Raw genomic sequence first — 14,553 nt, 5'->3', positions numbered from 1 at the left:
AGAAGCGTCCGCTACGTCGCGATACCTCAAGCCCGACTACAAGTATCCGCCCATCATGAACGCAGAACATAAAGGAGTTTTCCGCATGAAACTTACCTTTCGCTGGTACGGGGAAGACGACCCCGTCACCCTGTCCCAAATCCGCCAGATTCCCTGTATGAGCGGCATTGTGTCGGCGGTCTATTCCACCCCGGTAGGGGAGGTCTGGCCCGAACCGGCCATCGCCGCCCTGAAACAGCAGGCCGAATCAAACGGCCTCGCATTCGAGGTGGTGGAAAGCGTCCCCGTCCACGAGGAAATCAAGCTGGGCGGCCCCGACGCCCCCCGCCTCATCGAAAACTACTGTGAGAATGTCCGCCGCTTGGGGCAGGCGGGGGTAAAGGTCATCTGCTACAACTTCATGCCGGTGTTTGACTGGCTCCGTAGTGAGCTGAAACGGGTCCATCCCGACGGCTCTAATTCCCTGGCCTATGACCAGCAGACGGTGCTTAAGATGAATCCGGCGGCAGGGGGCCTCTCTCTGCCCGGCTGGGACGAAAGCTACTCGGCACCTGAGCTGCAGGCTCTCTTAAAACGCTATGAAGCGGTGGATGAGGAAGCCCTGTGGAAAAACCTCGAAACCTTCCTCCAAGCGGTGATCCCGGTGGCGGAGGAAAGCGGCGTCAAAATGGCCATCCATCCCGACGACCCGCCCTGGGGGATGTTCGGCCTGCCCCGCATCGTCACCTGTGAGGAAAACCTCCGGCGGCTGCTTTCCATTGTTGACAGCGAGGCAAACGGCCTTACCTTCTGTACCGGCTCGTTAGGGGCGAACCCGCAAAACGACCTGCCCCAGATGATCCGGGCTTTCGCCTCGCGGATCCACTTTGTCCACCTGCGGAACATCCGCATCACCGGCGACCGCTGCTTCGAGGAAACGGCCCATCCCACCCCCTGCGGCTCCCTTGACATGTACGCTATCGTCAGGGCGCTAGCAGACAGCGGCTTTGACGGCTATGTCCGCCCCGACCACGGGCGGATGATCTGGGGCGAGGAAGGCCGCCCGGGCTACGGTCTCTACGACCGGGCGCTGGGGGCCGCCTATATTCTGGGCCTATGGGAAGCCATCACCCGGCGAGATTCGTAAATTTAACCAAAAAGAAGAGAGAATCGGCAAAAAAAGTACGGGATTTTCAGCTACAATGGAGACGGGGAAAGATTGGTCCATAGCAGAGAAAATCCCGTTTTTCTGTTCAGCCGGGCCGCCCGGTAAAATCCCTCATAAAAAGTGTTTCCGGGGACTCGTCCCGTGCGGTGAGGCCCCAAAATCCTAAAACCGTCTCCCATTCAGGAAAGGAAGGATATTATAATGAACCCTAAAAACGTCGTCATCACCGGAGCGGGCGGAGTGCTCTGCTCCTGTTTCGCCAAAGCCCTGGCAGGGGAGGGCTGTAAGGTGGCCCTTTTAGACCGGAACCTTGCGGCCGCCCAACAGGTGGCCGACGCCATCGCCGAAATGGGAGGGAATGCCTGCGCCGTCGAGGCCGACGTCCTCGATAAGGAGAGCCTCCGAGAAGCCGCCGAAGCCGTCCATCGCGCTATCGGCCCGTGTGAAATCCTCATAAACGGCGCCGGCGGAAACCACCCAAAGGGCACCACGTCCGGTGAATTTTTTGACCCCGATGACCTGAGCAACCCTCAGCGGGTTTCCTTCTTCGATTTGGAGCCGGAGGGGGCCCAGTTTGTCTTTGATTTAAACTTTATGGGGACCTTCCTCGTAACCCAGGTGTTCGCCAAAGATATGGTGGAAACAGGCGGCGTCATCTTAAACGTCTCGTCGATGAACGCCTTCCGCCCCCTGACGAAAATCCCCGCCTACAGCGCTGCCAAAGCGGCGGTACAGAACTTCACCCAGTGGCTGGCGGTGCATTTCGCTCCGGCGAACATCCGGGTCAACGCCATCGCGCCGGGCTTTTTCGTCACAAATCAGAATAAGGGGATGCTCTTTGAAGCTGACGGAACGCCCACACCCCGGACCGAAAAAATCCTCTCCCAGACCCCCATGGGCCGCTTCGGCGAGCCGGAGGAGCTTCTGGGAACGGTGAAATACCTCCTGGACGATGAGATGTCGGGCTTTGTCACCGGCGTTGTGGTGCCGGTAGACGGCGGATTTTCCGCCTATTCGGGCGTGTAGGGAGCAATCGGCCCCTCTTTTATGAAACCACCAAATTTTGGGCGCAAGAGGCGTTTTTTCCGCCTTGCGCCCCGGTTTATTTGGTGATATAATCCCGAAAAACGGAGTGGAACGGATTACATTGCCGCAGGGAAAGGAGTTCATTATGGAAAAAGAACAGGTTTATGAAAGCATCACCCGCACCGGTGTTGTCGCCGTTATCCGGGGCGAGACGAAAGAAGAAGCCCTCCGGGTTGCCCGGGCCAGTGTGGCGGGCGGCATCGAGGCGGTGGAAATCACCTTCACGGTGCCCGGCGCGGAGGAAGTCATCCGCGTCCTGTCCGACGAGCTTGCGGGCAAAGCCGCTGTGGGAGCCGGGTCGGTGCTGGACGCCGAAACCGCCCGCATCGCCATCCTGGCGGGCGCTCAGTTCATTGTTTCCCCCTGCCTGTCGGAAGAGGTCATCCGGACCTGCAATCGGTATCGGGTGTTCTGCGCCTGCGGCATCATGACGGTGACTGAGGCGGTCAGAGCCATGGAAGCGGGGGCAGATCTGCTGAAAATCTTCCCGGCGGACACCCTGGGGATGGGCTTTTTGAAGGCGCTCCACGGCCCGCTGCCTCAGGCGAAGCTCATGCCCACCGGCGGCGTGACGGTGGAAAACACCGCCGATTGGCTCCGGGCGGGAGCTGTGGCGGTGGGGACGGGAGGCTCCCTCACAAAAGGCGACGTTTCCGAAAACGCCCGTCGCTTCCTCGCTGAGTCGGCAAAGGTTCTCAAAAAGTGAGGGCCATAAAACCGAGACGGCGGCTGAAGCCGGTTTTCTGGATGGTACTCCTGCTGTTCATTGCCCTCATTTGGGCGGGATTTTGGGCGGCCAGCTGCTTAAACCTTTTGCCTAAGCGCTCCTATACCGCCGCAGATTTCGGCATCGAGACTGCCATAAGCCCCAACGACGCAGACGGCGATGGCATCGACGACTACAGGGACATTATGCTGGGCGCCCGGGCCTTCGTCGAGACGAAACCCAAGTACGACGGCAGCTATTTCGCCGGAGGCTACCCGCCAGAGGGTATCGGGGTCTGCACTGACGTGATCTGGCAGGGTTTTCTGGCCGCCGGGTACGCCCTCAAGGATCTGGTGGACTTAGACATCGCCGCCAACCGGGAAGCCTACCCGGAAATCGACATTCCCGACCCCAACATCGATTTCAGGCGGGTCAAAAACCTGCGGATTTTCTTTGACCGCAATGCCGAAAGCCTGACCCTTGACCCCGATGAAATCGGGGAGTGGCAGCCCGGGGACGTCGTCGTTTACCCCAAGCACATCGCCATCGTCTCCGACAAGCGCAATAAAAAGGGCCGGCCCTACATCATCCACCACGGCGGTCAGCCGGTACTGGAAGAGGACGCTCTCACCCGGATGGAAATTGTCGGCCACTACCGCTGGAACTCCGCAAAATAGGAGCTTTTAATCCTGTAAACCAAAATAACTTTACATAGAAAGGCGGCGTCTCTATGATCGTCGGCGCACAACTGTACACCATCAGCAATTTTGCACAGGACGAGGCGGGTATCCGCACCTCTTACCAAAAACTCAGTGAGATGGGATACCGTGCCATCCAGTATTCGGGACTTCCCATGATCGGGGCGGAAAAGTTAAAGGAAATCGTCGATCAAAACGGCCTGTACTACGTGGTCTCCCACATAGGCGTGGAGCGTCTGCTCCACGAAACCGACGCGGTCATCCAGGAGCACCGCATCATGGGCTACCGGGACATCGGCATCGGAGGTTGTTCCGGCCGCTACCGGGAAGACGGCCTTAACGGCATGAGGGCTTTTATCCGGGACATGAAACCGGCTGTAGAAAAGATGAACGCCGCCGGAATGAAATTTCACTACCACAACCACTACCAGGAGTTCGAACGGTTCGGCGGCGTGACCCCCATGGACCTGGTCCTCGGGGAAACCGACTGGGGTGTCATCCTGGACACCTACTGGGTGCAGTACGCCGGCCTCGACTCCGCCAAAACCTTGCGGCAAATGGAGGGCCGGGTGCAGTTTTGCCACCTAAAGGACATGGAAATCTCCCAGATGGAACAGCGGATGGCGCCGGTGGGGCAGGGCAACCTGGACTGGCCGGAAATCCTCGCCGTATGCGAGGAAACCGGCGTCCAGTACGGCTTGGTGGAGCAGGATTACACCTACGGCCGGGACCCTTTTGAAGAAATGCGCCGGAGCGCGGAAAACCTGCGGAACATGGGCGCGCAATTCTAGCAAATGGGGCGTCCTTGTTTGAAAGGCCGCCGTTGGCACGCTATTTTGTTCCTCTGCCGTGAAAATTTTTGCACTCCGGGAACAAACCCCTTGGTTTTTGCGCCTTTGCCGCGCAGAACCGGCCCAAACACCTGGAAAGGAATGTTGATTTTATGGAACCAATCCGCGTCGGCGTGGTGGGCGTCGGCAACATGGGCAGCGCCCACGCCAAGAATATTTTGGACGGCAAAGTCCGGGGGATGACCCTGGCCGCCGTCTGTGACATCGAGCCGCAAAAGCTTTGTTGGGCGGAAGAAAACCTCCCCGGCGCGGCGCGGTTTTCCGACTATGAGGAAATGCTCCAAAGCGGCCTCATCGACATGGTCATCGTCGCCGCCCCACACTATCTCCACCCGCCTATGGGCATTTCCGGCTTCCGCCACGGGCTTCATGTCCTCATCGAAAAGCCCGCCGGGGTTTACGTCAAGCAGGTGGAAGAATTAAACGCCGCCGCAAAACAGTCGGGAAAGCTTTTCGGCATCATGCTGAATCAGCGGATGAACCCCCTCTACCGGAAGGCCCGGGCGCTCGTCCAGAGCGACGCTTTGGGGGAACCAAAACGCTGCGTCTGGATCATCACCAACTGGTACCGCACCCAGGCGTACTACGATTCCGGCTCCTGGCGGGCCACCTGGGCCGGGGAGGGAGGCGGCGTGCTTTTAAACCAGTGCCCCCACCACCTGGATTTGTGGCAGTGGATTTTCGGGATGCCAAAGCGCATCCGGGGCTTCTGCCAGTACGGCCGCTGGCATGACATTGAGGTGGAGGACGACGTGACCGCCTACGCCGAGTATGAAAACGGCGCTGCTGGGGTACTCATCACCTCCACCGGGGAAACCCCCGGTACCAACCGGCTGGAAATCTCCGGCGACAAAGGAAAGCTGGTTTTGGAGGACGGAAAAATGGCCTTCTGGGAGCTGGACACCCCGGAGCGGGAGCTCTGCTTTACGTCAAAGGACGGCTTCCTCACGCCTGCGGCAGCCTGCCGTGAAATTTTGCCCGACGGCGAGGACACGGCCCACATCGGCATCCTCCAGAACTTCGCAAATGCTGTCCTGTACGGGGAACCCCTCATCGCCCCCGGCTATGACGGGATAAACGGCCTCCAGATTTCCAACGCCATCCACTTTTCCGACTGGACGGGGGAGACGGTGGAACTTCCTGTGGACGGGGAGCGGTTTTATGAGCTGCTCCAGGAGCGGGCTTCCCATTCCCGGCGGAAAGAACACGTTGTGTCGGAGATCAGCGATTTACAGGGGACCTACAACGACCGGTGGAAATCGAGATAATTTATAAGGAAACCGCCTGATTTTGCAGAGATGCAAAACCGGGCGGTTTTTATAGGTAATGTAGGGGCGGCCAATGGCCGCCCGCGGTTCCTCGAACGGCCTTTCGTTTGGGACGGGGCTTGCCCGCCCGCCTTTCTTTCTGAACGTTTGCGGTTTATGGCGGGCGAACACAGTTCGCCCCTACACTCGCAACCTGCCGGAATGTTCCCGAAAACCGTAGGGGGCGATGCCCACATCGCCCCGCCTTCTTTGGGGTGTTTTCGATTTGCCGCGGGCGGACGTGGGCGTCCGCCCCTGCCTTTTCCGTTTTCCCGTCCGGGGGCCCGAAAACCGCGGCATGTCCCTCGATACCTGAGTTGCGGCGCAGTCCGATTGTACGGATAGAGGGGGTCTGCCTGTTCGCGGGAGGTGATATCAGGCCCCCGGACGGGAAAACGGAGCTGTATATTCTCCTTTCTCTTATATCCTACACCCTGTCAAATCAAAATTGGACATTCACTGAATGCCAATTCAAAAATTTTTTAAGAGCCTGTATACACCTCATCTAGCGTGTAAAAAAATAATCCGAACAAATTTTCGAAAACCTCTTGATTTTTTCGAACAGTTGTGTATAATAGAATTATAAAACAAATGTTCTATAACATAAAAACCTCGAAAGGCAAGGGATTTTCATGATGTTTGCAATCAAAATGCTGCTGGCGCTCTTCCTCTCCGGCGCAATTTTTCTTTTTACGCTATACCGTCTGCTGGGCTTTCAGTTCCGGCTCACCTACAAAAAAACCATCCTTTCCATCGTACTGAGCTTCTGTATCAGCACCCCCGTCCACGCCGTCCATCACAGCTATATGGGGCTTTCGGAGCACCTGTGGTTCGACAATTTAGGCATCGTTGTTTTTGCGGTGCTCCTTGCCTGCGCCGCGGCGGGGCTCATGCTGCCCCTTCCACGGAGGGCGGTCCGCCGACTTTTCTTGGGTAGGCGCGCCGCCGCCCCCGCCCCCCGCGCAATTTCCGGATACAGCCGTCCTGCGCCTCAGGCTGTCCGGACCTCCCTTCCCGCGGGACAAGCTGTGGCTTACACTCAGGCTGCCCTGCAAACCGAACCCTTCGATTACGCCGGGTATCCCGCCGTCGGCTTCCGCGCCCGGTAGGGAAGTGTGACCCGCTATCCGCCAAAACCTCTCTGGCACACCGTAAGGAAGGATTTCATATCCGCCCGTCACCTGACCGGCCAGCTGTTTTCCATTCCCCTCCATCGATAGAACTCTTTTCGTATAGACGCCCAAAAGGCCGAAACCCCGGTTATAAACCCGGGGTTTCGGCCGCCCAACCACAAGCTGTTTCCCTTGACAGTAGGCGGGAAACAGCCGTCATAAAAAGTACAAATTTTCGCTGAAAGGAGCGGAAGTTCACGCGAAAAAGAAAGGAGCGTCTCATGAGTGAAATCAAGCGGTACAACCTGGACGACGATTTCGCCAACGCCTGCGCCTGGTCGGAAGTCGTGGAGGCGGGGGATTTTGTTTTCCTGACCTTCTGCGTCGGGAACATCGGCGGCCCCGTGGAGGGCCAGGTAAACGGCGCACTGGACAGCCTGGAGGCCCGTCTGGCGCTGGTCGGCCTGCCCCTTTCGTCCGTCGTCAAGGTGGACGTGCTGATGAAAGACCTCTGGAACATCCCCGTCATGGAAAAGGTGTTCAAAGAGAGGTTTCAGGGGAATTATCCCGCCCGGAAGACCATCGCCACAGAGTTTGCCCATGAGGGCGGAGAAGGTGGCCTGCAAGTGCAGATTGACGCCGTCGCCTACCGCAAATGACATCAAAACCCGCCCCGGTCCTGAAACCGGGGCGGGTTTTCACCTGTTATGCTTTTTTGTCCGGTTGGGGCGGTCCGCCGTTGGGCGAACCCCCCGTTTCCACGGCGGTTTCGCCGGTTTCCCCGTCGCAAGACTGCCCGGTTTCCCCGTCGGCGCGGTTTTGGTCGGTTTTCTCCGCCTCACCGGCGGCCCCGACTGCTTCCTCTTCAGGATTTTCCGCTGTTTTGCGCCGCTTCCGCCTCCAGAGCACAGCCGCGGCCGCCGCGCCCGCGCCCAGGAGCAAAATCCCCCCGATTCCGCCCAAAATCCAGGGCAGCAGGCCGCTTTTCCCCTGAAGGATGACGAATTCGCCCTCTTTGCCGGTCTCGAACACCAGGTAACTGCCGTCCAGCTTGGACTGAGCCAAGGTGACCTTTCCGTTTTCAACCACGCCGATCCGGGGGTTTTTCACCTTGCCGGGAAGCCGCACCCGCACCCGTTGGATGCGGTACTCCTCGCCGCCTCCGTCCACCGAGAACCGGTAACAGGCCGTCAGTTGGTACCCCTCCGGGACCTGGCCATCAAACTCCGATTCTGTAGCCTCCACCGAAGCGTCCGGCCCAAAGGCCCCCTCCGCTAAGAGCAGGGGAGGGTCTCCCGCCGTTGCGATGGTAGTGCCCGCGTCTTCGTAGACCGCCCGGACGACGACGCTGCGCCGGATGTTTTCTCGCTCAAAGTCCTCCCACTGTCCGGTCAGGCCGTCTTTTTGGGGCACGGGCGGGAAATCCGCCTCCTCCACCGCCCCGCCGTAAGGCACATCCAGCGTCTTGACCGTCTCCTCTCCATTTCGGAAGGTGACGGCAAACCGGAACCGGGTCAGCTCCTCCGACTTGAGCCGCAGGGTTTCGCCCACCCACTTGGCGTCGCTGTGGACGATGGACACGAGCTGGGGCAGGGAGAGGTTCTCTGCCGCGTACCAGCTGTCGGCCCCGAAGCCCTCCATCTTGGCGGGCAGGCTTCCCTCCGACGCGAACTCCGCCGGTGGGACCGGAACGGCCTTTCCGTCGTAGTTCACGCCGTCTACGCCGCAGAGCTCCTCTTGGATGAAGTAGTTATGTAGGAGCTCCCCGTCAGCGATGCCCGCGATGGCCCCGATGCTCTCTCCCCGGGAATCCACCCGCACCATGGTGTAGCAAAGGCTCACGTCGGCACCGCTGCCGGTAATGCCCCCGGCGAAGTTTTCCGCCGTCAGGTCGCAGAGGGAGAAGCACCGGGTGATCTCAGCGGAGGAAAGCCCGGCGATGCCCCCGGCATACCCCTCCTTGGCGGAGATTTCCCCCGATGTGAAGCAGTCCTTGACGGTCCCCCGCTTCTGCTGCCCGGCGATGCCCCCGGCGTAGTAGGAGGAAGCTTCCACCGCCCCCGTGCTGTAGCACCCCCGCACCGCCGCGTTGACGCCAACGGTGGGATTTAAGGAAAAGTCCCCGTCGAATTCCACGTCGGCCTCCGGGTCGGCGCTCATCTCAAAGGCCATATTGCCCACGATGCCCCCGGCGTTGAGGGAAGCGGAAACCGCACCCTCGTTGAAGCTGTATTCGATGAGACAGCGGCCGCTGTTCTCCCGCACTTCCGCCTCATCGGGCAGGATGTTTTCAGCGGGGCGGTTTTTTGCCCGTTCCATGGTGAGGAAAGCGTCCAGCTGTCCGGCGTCGAACCCGCCGAAAGTGGCCTCCATGGGGACCGCTTCCAGCGGTTCGCCAAAGCGGAACGCGGTCCCTTGGGCGTTTTCGCCCGACGGGGAAGACGGCTCTCCCGTGCTGGGGAAAGGTTTTTCCTCATCCGGCGCGCTGCCTTCCGGCTGTGACGGAGCCTTTCCGTCCTCCGTTGGCCTTCCGGCCTCTTTAGAAGCGCCTGTTTCACCCTCCGGCGGCGCATGTTCCGCCCCGGAGCCGCTTTCCGGCATGGGGATGGGCGGCTCCTGCCTGGTGTCCGGCTCCGGCCCGCTTACCGGCCATTCGGGGAGGCCCGGAACCTCCGGCAGCCGATCCTTGATCCACTGGATCACGTCCTCGATGGTCTCCCGGATGTTCTGGAGTTCGTCGAACAGTCCGTCCAGCCGGGAAATCAGGTTTTGAAGCCGGTCGAGAATGTCGGCGATGTCGGTGACGGCCGAGATGATTTTCTCGACGAGCTGTGCCTCCTCCATCTTGCCGATGGCGTCCTCGATGGAACCCATGATCCGGTCGGCCCGCCTAAGCAGGGAGAGCACCTCGTCCCGGATTTCATACACGTCCCAGAGCAGGGAATCGAGCCGCTCCAAAAGCTGTTTTTTGAGGAGCTTCACCTGGTCGGTTACGTCGTCGATGGTATCGTTTATTTTGTCCGTCAGGGCGGTGATTTCGTCGATGGCGGTGTCCAGCGCCTCGCTGATCTCGCCCCCCACCTTGTTCACCTGGGTGTCGATGCTGTCCAGAACGCTCATCAGCTTATCCCGCGCCGCCGGGTAGTCGGCGATGAGGGGGTCGATGATGCCCTCGTTCAATTTATCGATCTCGCTGTCGATTTTCTCGAGGCTTTCCATGAGCTTGTCGGCCACCGGGCCGATTTTGTCTTTCAGTTCCCGGGCGATGCCCATCATTTCGTCGATTTGCTGCTTCATCTGCTGGATGGCGTCCTCGCCGAACACCACGCTCACGTTGGGCTCAAACTGCCCGGCGATGCCGCCTACGTCCTTGCGGCCCCGCACCGCGCCGTAGTTGCGGCACTCGGAAAGGTACCCGCTCTGCCGCCCGGCGATGCCCCCCACGTTGTAGCCGGTGCTTTTGTAGCCCACGTCCCCTGTGTTGAGGCAGTCGATAACGGAGCCTACAGAGCTCCCCGCGATGCCGCCCAGGTCGGTGGCCTTGTCGTTTGGCTCGGGGCCGATGAGCCCGGCGTTGGAGCAGGACTGGATGATGCCGCTGTTGTTCCCAACGATTCCCCCGGCCTTTTTGCCGCCGGACACCGCCGCCTTGTTGAGGGCGTTTTGCACTGTGCCCAGATTGAGCCCCGCGACGCCGCCCACATTTTCCACGCCGTCCACCGTCCCCGTTACGGTGCAGTTTTCGATACGGCCCCGGTTCTCCCCGGCGATGCCCCCAAGGTTCACGCCGGTGTCGTTTTTGATCGCGATGTCCAGGGTCAGGTTCTTCACCACGCCCTCTTCCTTAATAAAGCGGAAGAGCCCCGCATTATCCTGGGCCGTTTCGATGGAAACACCCTTGATGACATGGCCCTGCCCGTCGAAAACGCCGCCGAACACCGCCGCGGCCTTCTGGTTTTTGACGCCGCTCAGGTCGATGTCCTCGGTGAGCAAAACGGTTTTCCCGTCGGCGTAACCGTCGTTTTTGCAGCTGTCCGCGAATTTCTTCCAATCCTCCGCCGAGCCGATGGAAACGGTGCGGGAATCGGCGAATACCCCGCCCACCGCGGGCAGTACGCATCCGCAGGCAATCGCCGAGGCGACGAAAAGCGCCGCCGTTTTATGAAAAAGGCCTCGATGTGTCTTTCTGTACCGATTCATTCTTTCGCCGCCTCCTTTTCGGTTTTTTTGTTCCGGCCCTTGGGCTTTTTCCCGTTGGGGGAGCCGCCCTCCGGCCCTTCCTTCAACTTTTCCGCCCGAAAAGCGCCGTCCGTTTCGGTATTTTCTTCCCCGGAAACAGATTCCGCCGGTTTTTCGCCTTGGCGGGAAGAATTGGGCCCTTCAGCCGCTCCATCCGAGGCGCTTTCTGGGGGAACCCCTTTTTTGCTTTCCACCGCGGCGTTCAAATCGCCCCGGATAACGCCCTTGACCTCGGCGTCCAGATAGCCGGAGACATACCCCTGCACCCGTCCGTCCAAGTTCATGGCCACATTGCTTTCCTGCCGGTAGTTTTTGAGGCCGCCCACCGCGAAAGCGGTTTTCTCGATGATGGTGTCGCCCAGCATGAGGAGCTGGGGCAGCACGATCATGACGAGCAGGATGGAAATCAGCGTGCCCCGTCCCAGCAGCGACCCGAAGGACGCGATCATCGGCTCGGTGAACATGCCGCCGATGAGAAAGCTCGCCGTGGTCAGGATGGAGCCGGAGGTGAACACAGTGGGGAAGCACTGGCTGATGGTCTCGATGACCGCCTCGGTTAAAGGCATCTGTTTTTTCAGGGCCATGTACCGGTTGGTGATGACGATGGCGTAGTCGATGGTGGCGCCCATCTGGATGGCGCTGACGATGAGATAGGCTAAGAAAAAGACATTCTGCCCGGTGACGAAGGGGAAGGAGAAGTTAATCCAGATGCTCCCTTGGATGGTCAGCACCAGCAGAATGGGAAGCCCCGTGGACTGGAAGGTAAAGAGCAGGATCGCCGCCACGAACAGCACTGTAAAAATGCTGATTTTTAAGTTATCCCCCTGGAAGGAGGCGTGAAGGTCGTAGCAGTTTGTGGAGTTGCCCACCAAAATGGGGTCGTCGTAATACTGAAGGGCGTCGGCCCTGACCCGTTCCAGCAAGGCGAAGGTTTCCTCCCCCTCCACCGGCCCGTCGATGCTGAAGACAAGCCTCGAATAATGCTCCCCCTGGAGCTGGCCCTTGGCCTCGCTCAGCATCCCGCCCAGTTCGCCGATTTTGTCCCCGGCCTCGCCGCCCAGATCGATGAGGCCCGACTCCTGCTGCTCGACGAGGAAGCTGAACATGTCGATGATGGGCACCTTATACTGGTCCACGTCGCTTAAAGCGGCGTATTCCTCGTGAAAGAGCCCGTAAGCCTGGTAGAGGAGCCGGATGACTTCCACCGGCATCTCGGAGAGCTCCGAAAACTGCCGGGGGGAGAGCTTGGACGTGAGGGTGTAGTCGTCATTGATCGGGATGTTCGCAAGCCCCATGGCGGAGCTGACCATCTCCTCCTCACCGACCAGATTCAGAAGCTGCGCCTCTTTTTCGTAGTCCCCGGCGGGTACTAAAATCGCCAGCATGTTGGCCCCGCCGAACACCTCATTGATCTGCTCCGACGCCACGGCGGTCTCGGTTTTCTTGTTGCTGTTCAAGGATTCCTCGGAAAAAACGTAGGGGCAGAGGCTTTGGAGCACAAAGCTCCCCACCAGCACCACCGCGAAAATCACCGGGATGACAAACCGGGTTTTCACCACCGCTTTGCCCCAAAACCGCAGCTTCGGCACCAGCGATTTGTGCCGGGTTTTGAGAATGGGCTTGTTGAAGAGCATGACGAGCCCCGGCATCAGCAAAAACACCGACAAAAGGCTGAATACGATGCCTTTCGAGAGCACCATCCCCATGTCGAAGCCGATTTTCAGCTGCATGAGCATCAGCGCCACCAGGCCCGAAATGGTGGTCAGGGAGCTGGAGAAAATCTCCGGGATGGCCTTCGACAGCGCCGCGATGGCCGCCTCCTCCGGGGGCTTCGACTCCATCTCGTCCATGAACCGGTGGGAGTAGATGATGGCGTAATCAATGGCCAGCGCCAGCTGGAGCACCACGGCGATGGAGTTCGTCACAAAGGAGATCTCCCCAAACCAGTAGTTGGTGCCCATGTTGAGCACTGCCGCCGACCCGAACACCAGGAAAAACACCGGCAGCTCCATATAGCTCCGGGAGGTAAACAACAGCACCACCGCGATGACAACCACCGCCACAATGAGGATGAGGGTCATCTCTTTTTGGATCATGTTGGTGAGGGAATTGCCGATTTCGGTGGCTATGTAGCTGTCGTAGGGCGCCACCGCCTCCCGCACCGCGTCCATGGCGGCCAGATTGGCGTCGGTCTCGCCGCTTTCGTTTAAAGTGACGGCGTAGAGGGCGGCGGAGTCCTTATAGTGGTCTTTACTGCCGTCGAATTCCACCATCTTGACCCCGTCCACCGCCTGTAGCTCCTCGTTTATCGACTCCGCCGTCTCGTAGGTGATGTTTTTTACGAGCACGTTTGCCGTCCCAAAGGTGGTGAACTCCTCTTCCATCAGGGTCAGCCCCCGGCGAGTGTCGGTGTTTTCGGGGAGGTATTTTGTGATGTCGTAGTTGACTGATACTTTCGGGATGCAGATGACGCTGTAAATAATGCCCACGACGAACAAAAGCAGAAAGGCCTTCCGCTTCTGGACGATGAACCGCGCCACCTTATACATGCCGCTTTCTTTTTCCTTGTGCATGCTGCGAGCTCTCCTTTCTATGGGGATTTACCGGCAGAGCTTGCGGCCTGCCACCTGCATCAGCTCATCCACCCGGGACATGAGGCTCCGGATGCGGGTCAAAGTGCTTTCCTGGGGATTGAGGTAGTAGAAGTTCATGGTGCCGTCCCGCCTGACGCTGACGATGCCCGCGTCCTTCAAAACCTTCAAGTGATGGGAGACGGCGGGCCGGGACAGGCTCACGCTCTCGGTGATTTCTCCCACCCTCCGTCCGTCCTCAGCGCCCTCCAGCAGGGCGAGAATGATGGATTGCCGGGTTTCGTCACCGATGGCGGAGAGGGCGGTGGAGCACCGCTTGAATTCTTCGGTCAGCTCCTGTATAATCTGTAATTCCTGCATAAATAGGGTCATTCCTTTCTGGAAAGGGAAGCGTTTTTTCTCGAAGCCTTGCCGCGCCGACGCAACGAAATCCCGTCGTTTTCGCCACAGCAAAACCCGCCGCGCCACTCCGGCAAATTGCCGCCTCTGCAAAGCCCATCCGTCTCGAACAGCCTCAGTGAAACCGCACCGTAGGTCGCATGGCGTCGCACGATTCGGCGCGGAGTCCGATTGCTTCTCGACAACTTCTGGCATGGTATGTCAGCTATTCAGCACACATCGTTTGGAAGATGCCCGGCGTACGCGGCAAAAACGGCAGCCGCTCAGAGGACACTTTTTCTGCGGCAGACTGGGCAAGGCCGCTGCAATCATCGGAGCAGCTCTCCTCTCCCTTTCGTTCATAAGTTCGTTGGTTTAATCAGATAAACCATTATATTTCCATTATATCACAGCTTTTTTCCCTTTACCACATTGGGA

General features: G+C 59.2%; 11 protein-coding genes. 8 read left to right on the top strand and 3 right to left on the bottom strand.

The annotated features are described in order from the left end of the window. Positions 1-85: 85 nt before the first annotated feature. From uxuA to H8710_RS06030, 8 genes are all read left to right on the top strand, one after another. Positions 86-1,126: a mannonate dehydratase gene (uxuA, locus tag H8710_RS06065; RefSeq protein WP_249294523.1), complete on the top strand. Its 1,041-nt coding sequence runs from the start codon at positions 86-88 to the stop codon at positions 1,124-1,126. A 222-nt stretch (positions 1,127-1,348) separates the two neighbouring features. Then, a complete protein-coding gene (locus H8710_RS06060) occupies positions 1,349-2,173 on the top strand; it encodes an SDR family oxidoreductase (RefSeq protein WP_249294522.1) in 825 nt (274 codons plus the stop codon). A 145-nt stretch (positions 2,174-2,318) separates the two neighbouring features. Further along, positions 2,319-2,939 carry a bifunctional 2-keto-4-hydroxyglutarate aldolase/2-keto-3-deoxy-6-phosphogluconate aldolase gene (locus tag H8710_RS06055; RefSeq protein WP_249294521.1) on the top strand — a complete coding sequence of 207 codons (621 nt, stop codon included), beginning with the start codon at positions 2,319-2,321 and terminating at the stop codon, positions 2,937-2,939. Next, a complete protein-coding gene (locus H8710_RS06050; RefSeq protein ID WP_249294520.1) occupies positions 2,936-3,616 on the top strand; it encodes a DUF1287 domain-containing protein in 681 nt (226 codons plus the stop codon). Before H8710_RS06055 ends, H8710_RS06050 begins: the two co-directional genes overlap by 4 nt. Before the next feature lie 53 nt (positions 3,617-3,669). Continuing rightward, the gene (locus H8710_RS06045; RefSeq protein WP_249294519.1) at positions 3,670-4,428 is read left to right on the top strand and encodes a sugar phosphate isomerase/epimerase family protein; all 759 of its coding nucleotides are present in this window, start codon (positions 3,670-3,672) and stop codon (positions 4,426-4,428) included. 152 nt (positions 4,429-4,580) lie between these two features. Further along, positions 4,581-5,756 carry a Gfo/Idh/MocA family protein gene (locus H8710_RS06040; protein WP_249294518.1) on the top strand — a complete coding sequence of 392 codons (1,176 nt, stop codon included), beginning with the start codon at positions 4,581-4,583 and terminating at the stop codon, positions 5,754-5,756. Positions 5,757-6,427: 671 nt separating this feature from the next. Beyond that, positions 6,428-6,904 (top strand): hypothetical protein, encoded by a 477-nt coding sequence (locus tag H8710_RS06035; RefSeq protein WP_249294517.1) that lies wholly within the window; start codon positions 6,428-6,430, stop codon positions 6,902-6,904. 284 nt (positions 6,905-7,188) lie between these two features. Further along, complete coding sequence (locus H8710_RS06030) at positions 7,189-7,566, top strand: RidA family protein (RefSeq protein ID WP_249294516.1); 378 nt, start codon at positions 7,189-7,191, stop codon at positions 7,564-7,566. A 46-nt stretch (positions 7,567-7,612) separates the two neighbouring features. Here H8710_RS06030 and H8710_RS06025 read toward each other — a convergent pair whose 3' ends face one another. The 3 genes from H8710_RS06025 to H8710_RS06015 are packed head-to-tail and all read right to left on the bottom strand — an operon-like array spanning position 7,613 to position 14,109. Beyond that, complete coding sequence (locus H8710_RS06025) at positions 7,613-11,107, bottom strand: GLUG motif-containing protein (protein WP_249294515.1); 3,495 nt, start codon at positions 11,105-11,107, stop codon at positions 7,613-7,615. After that, complete coding sequence (locus tag H8710_RS06020; protein WP_249294514.1) at positions 11,104-13,719, bottom strand: efflux RND transporter permease subunit; 2,616 nt, start codon at positions 13,717-13,719, stop codon at positions 11,104-11,106. Before H8710_RS06020 ends, H8710_RS06025 begins: the two co-directional genes overlap by 4 nt. A gap of 27 nt (positions 13,720-13,746) precedes the next feature. Then, the gene (locus H8710_RS06015) at positions 13,747-14,109 is read right to left on the bottom strand and encodes an ArsR/SmtB family transcription factor (protein ID WP_249294513.1); all 363 of its coding nucleotides are present in this window, start codon (positions 14,107-14,109) and stop codon (positions 13,747-13,749) included. Positions 14,110-14,553 lie beyond the last annotated feature (444 nt).

This window comes from Fumia xinanensis, from assembly GCF_014384905.1.
Classification (GTDB): domain Bacteria; phylum Bacillota; class Clostridia; order Oscillospirales; family Ruminococcaceae; genus Fumia; species Fumia xinanensis.
This window is presented reverse-complemented; position numbering and strand designations above follow the sequence as displayed.

Bases quoted from the DNA above. Each gene is read 5' to 3' on its own strand.
- uxuA (WP_249294523.1), top strand. From the start codon at position 86: ATGAAACTTACCTTTCGCTGGTACGGGGAAGACGACCCCGTCACCCTG.
- H8710_RS06060 (WP_249294522.1), top strand. From the start codon at position 1,349: ATGAACCCTAAAAACGTCGTCATCACCGGAGCGGGCGGAGTGCTCTGC.
- H8710_RS06055 (WP_249294521.1), top strand. From the start codon at position 2,319: ATGGAAAAAGAACAGGTTTATGAAAGCATCACCCGCACCGGTGTTGTC.
- H8710_RS06045 (WP_249294519.1), top strand. From the start codon at position 3,670: ATGATCGTCGGCGCACAACTGTACACCATCAGCAATTTTGCACAGGAC.
- H8710_RS06040 (WP_249294518.1), top strand. From the start codon at position 4,581: ATGGAACCAATCCGCGTCGGCGTGGTGGGCGTCGGCAACATGGGCAGC.
- H8710_RS06035 (WP_249294517.1), top strand. From the start codon at position 6,428: ATGATGTTTGCAATCAAAATGCTGCTGGCGCTCTTCCTCTCCGGCGCA.
- H8710_RS06030 (WP_249294516.1), top strand. From the start codon at position 7,189: ATGAGTGAAATCAAGCGGTACAACCTGGACGACGATTTCGCCAACGCC.
- H8710_RS06025 (WP_249294515.1), bottom strand. From the start codon at position 11,107: ATGAATCGGTACAGAAAGACACATCGAGGCCTTTTTCATAAAACGGCG.
- H8710_RS06020 (WP_249294514.1), bottom strand. From the start codon at position 13,719: ATGCACAAGGAAAAAGAAAGCGGCATGTATAAGGTGGCGCGGTTCATC.
- H8710_RS06015 (WP_249294513.1), bottom strand. From the start codon at position 14,109: ATGACCCTATTTATGCAGGAATTACAGATTATACAGGAGCTGACCGAA.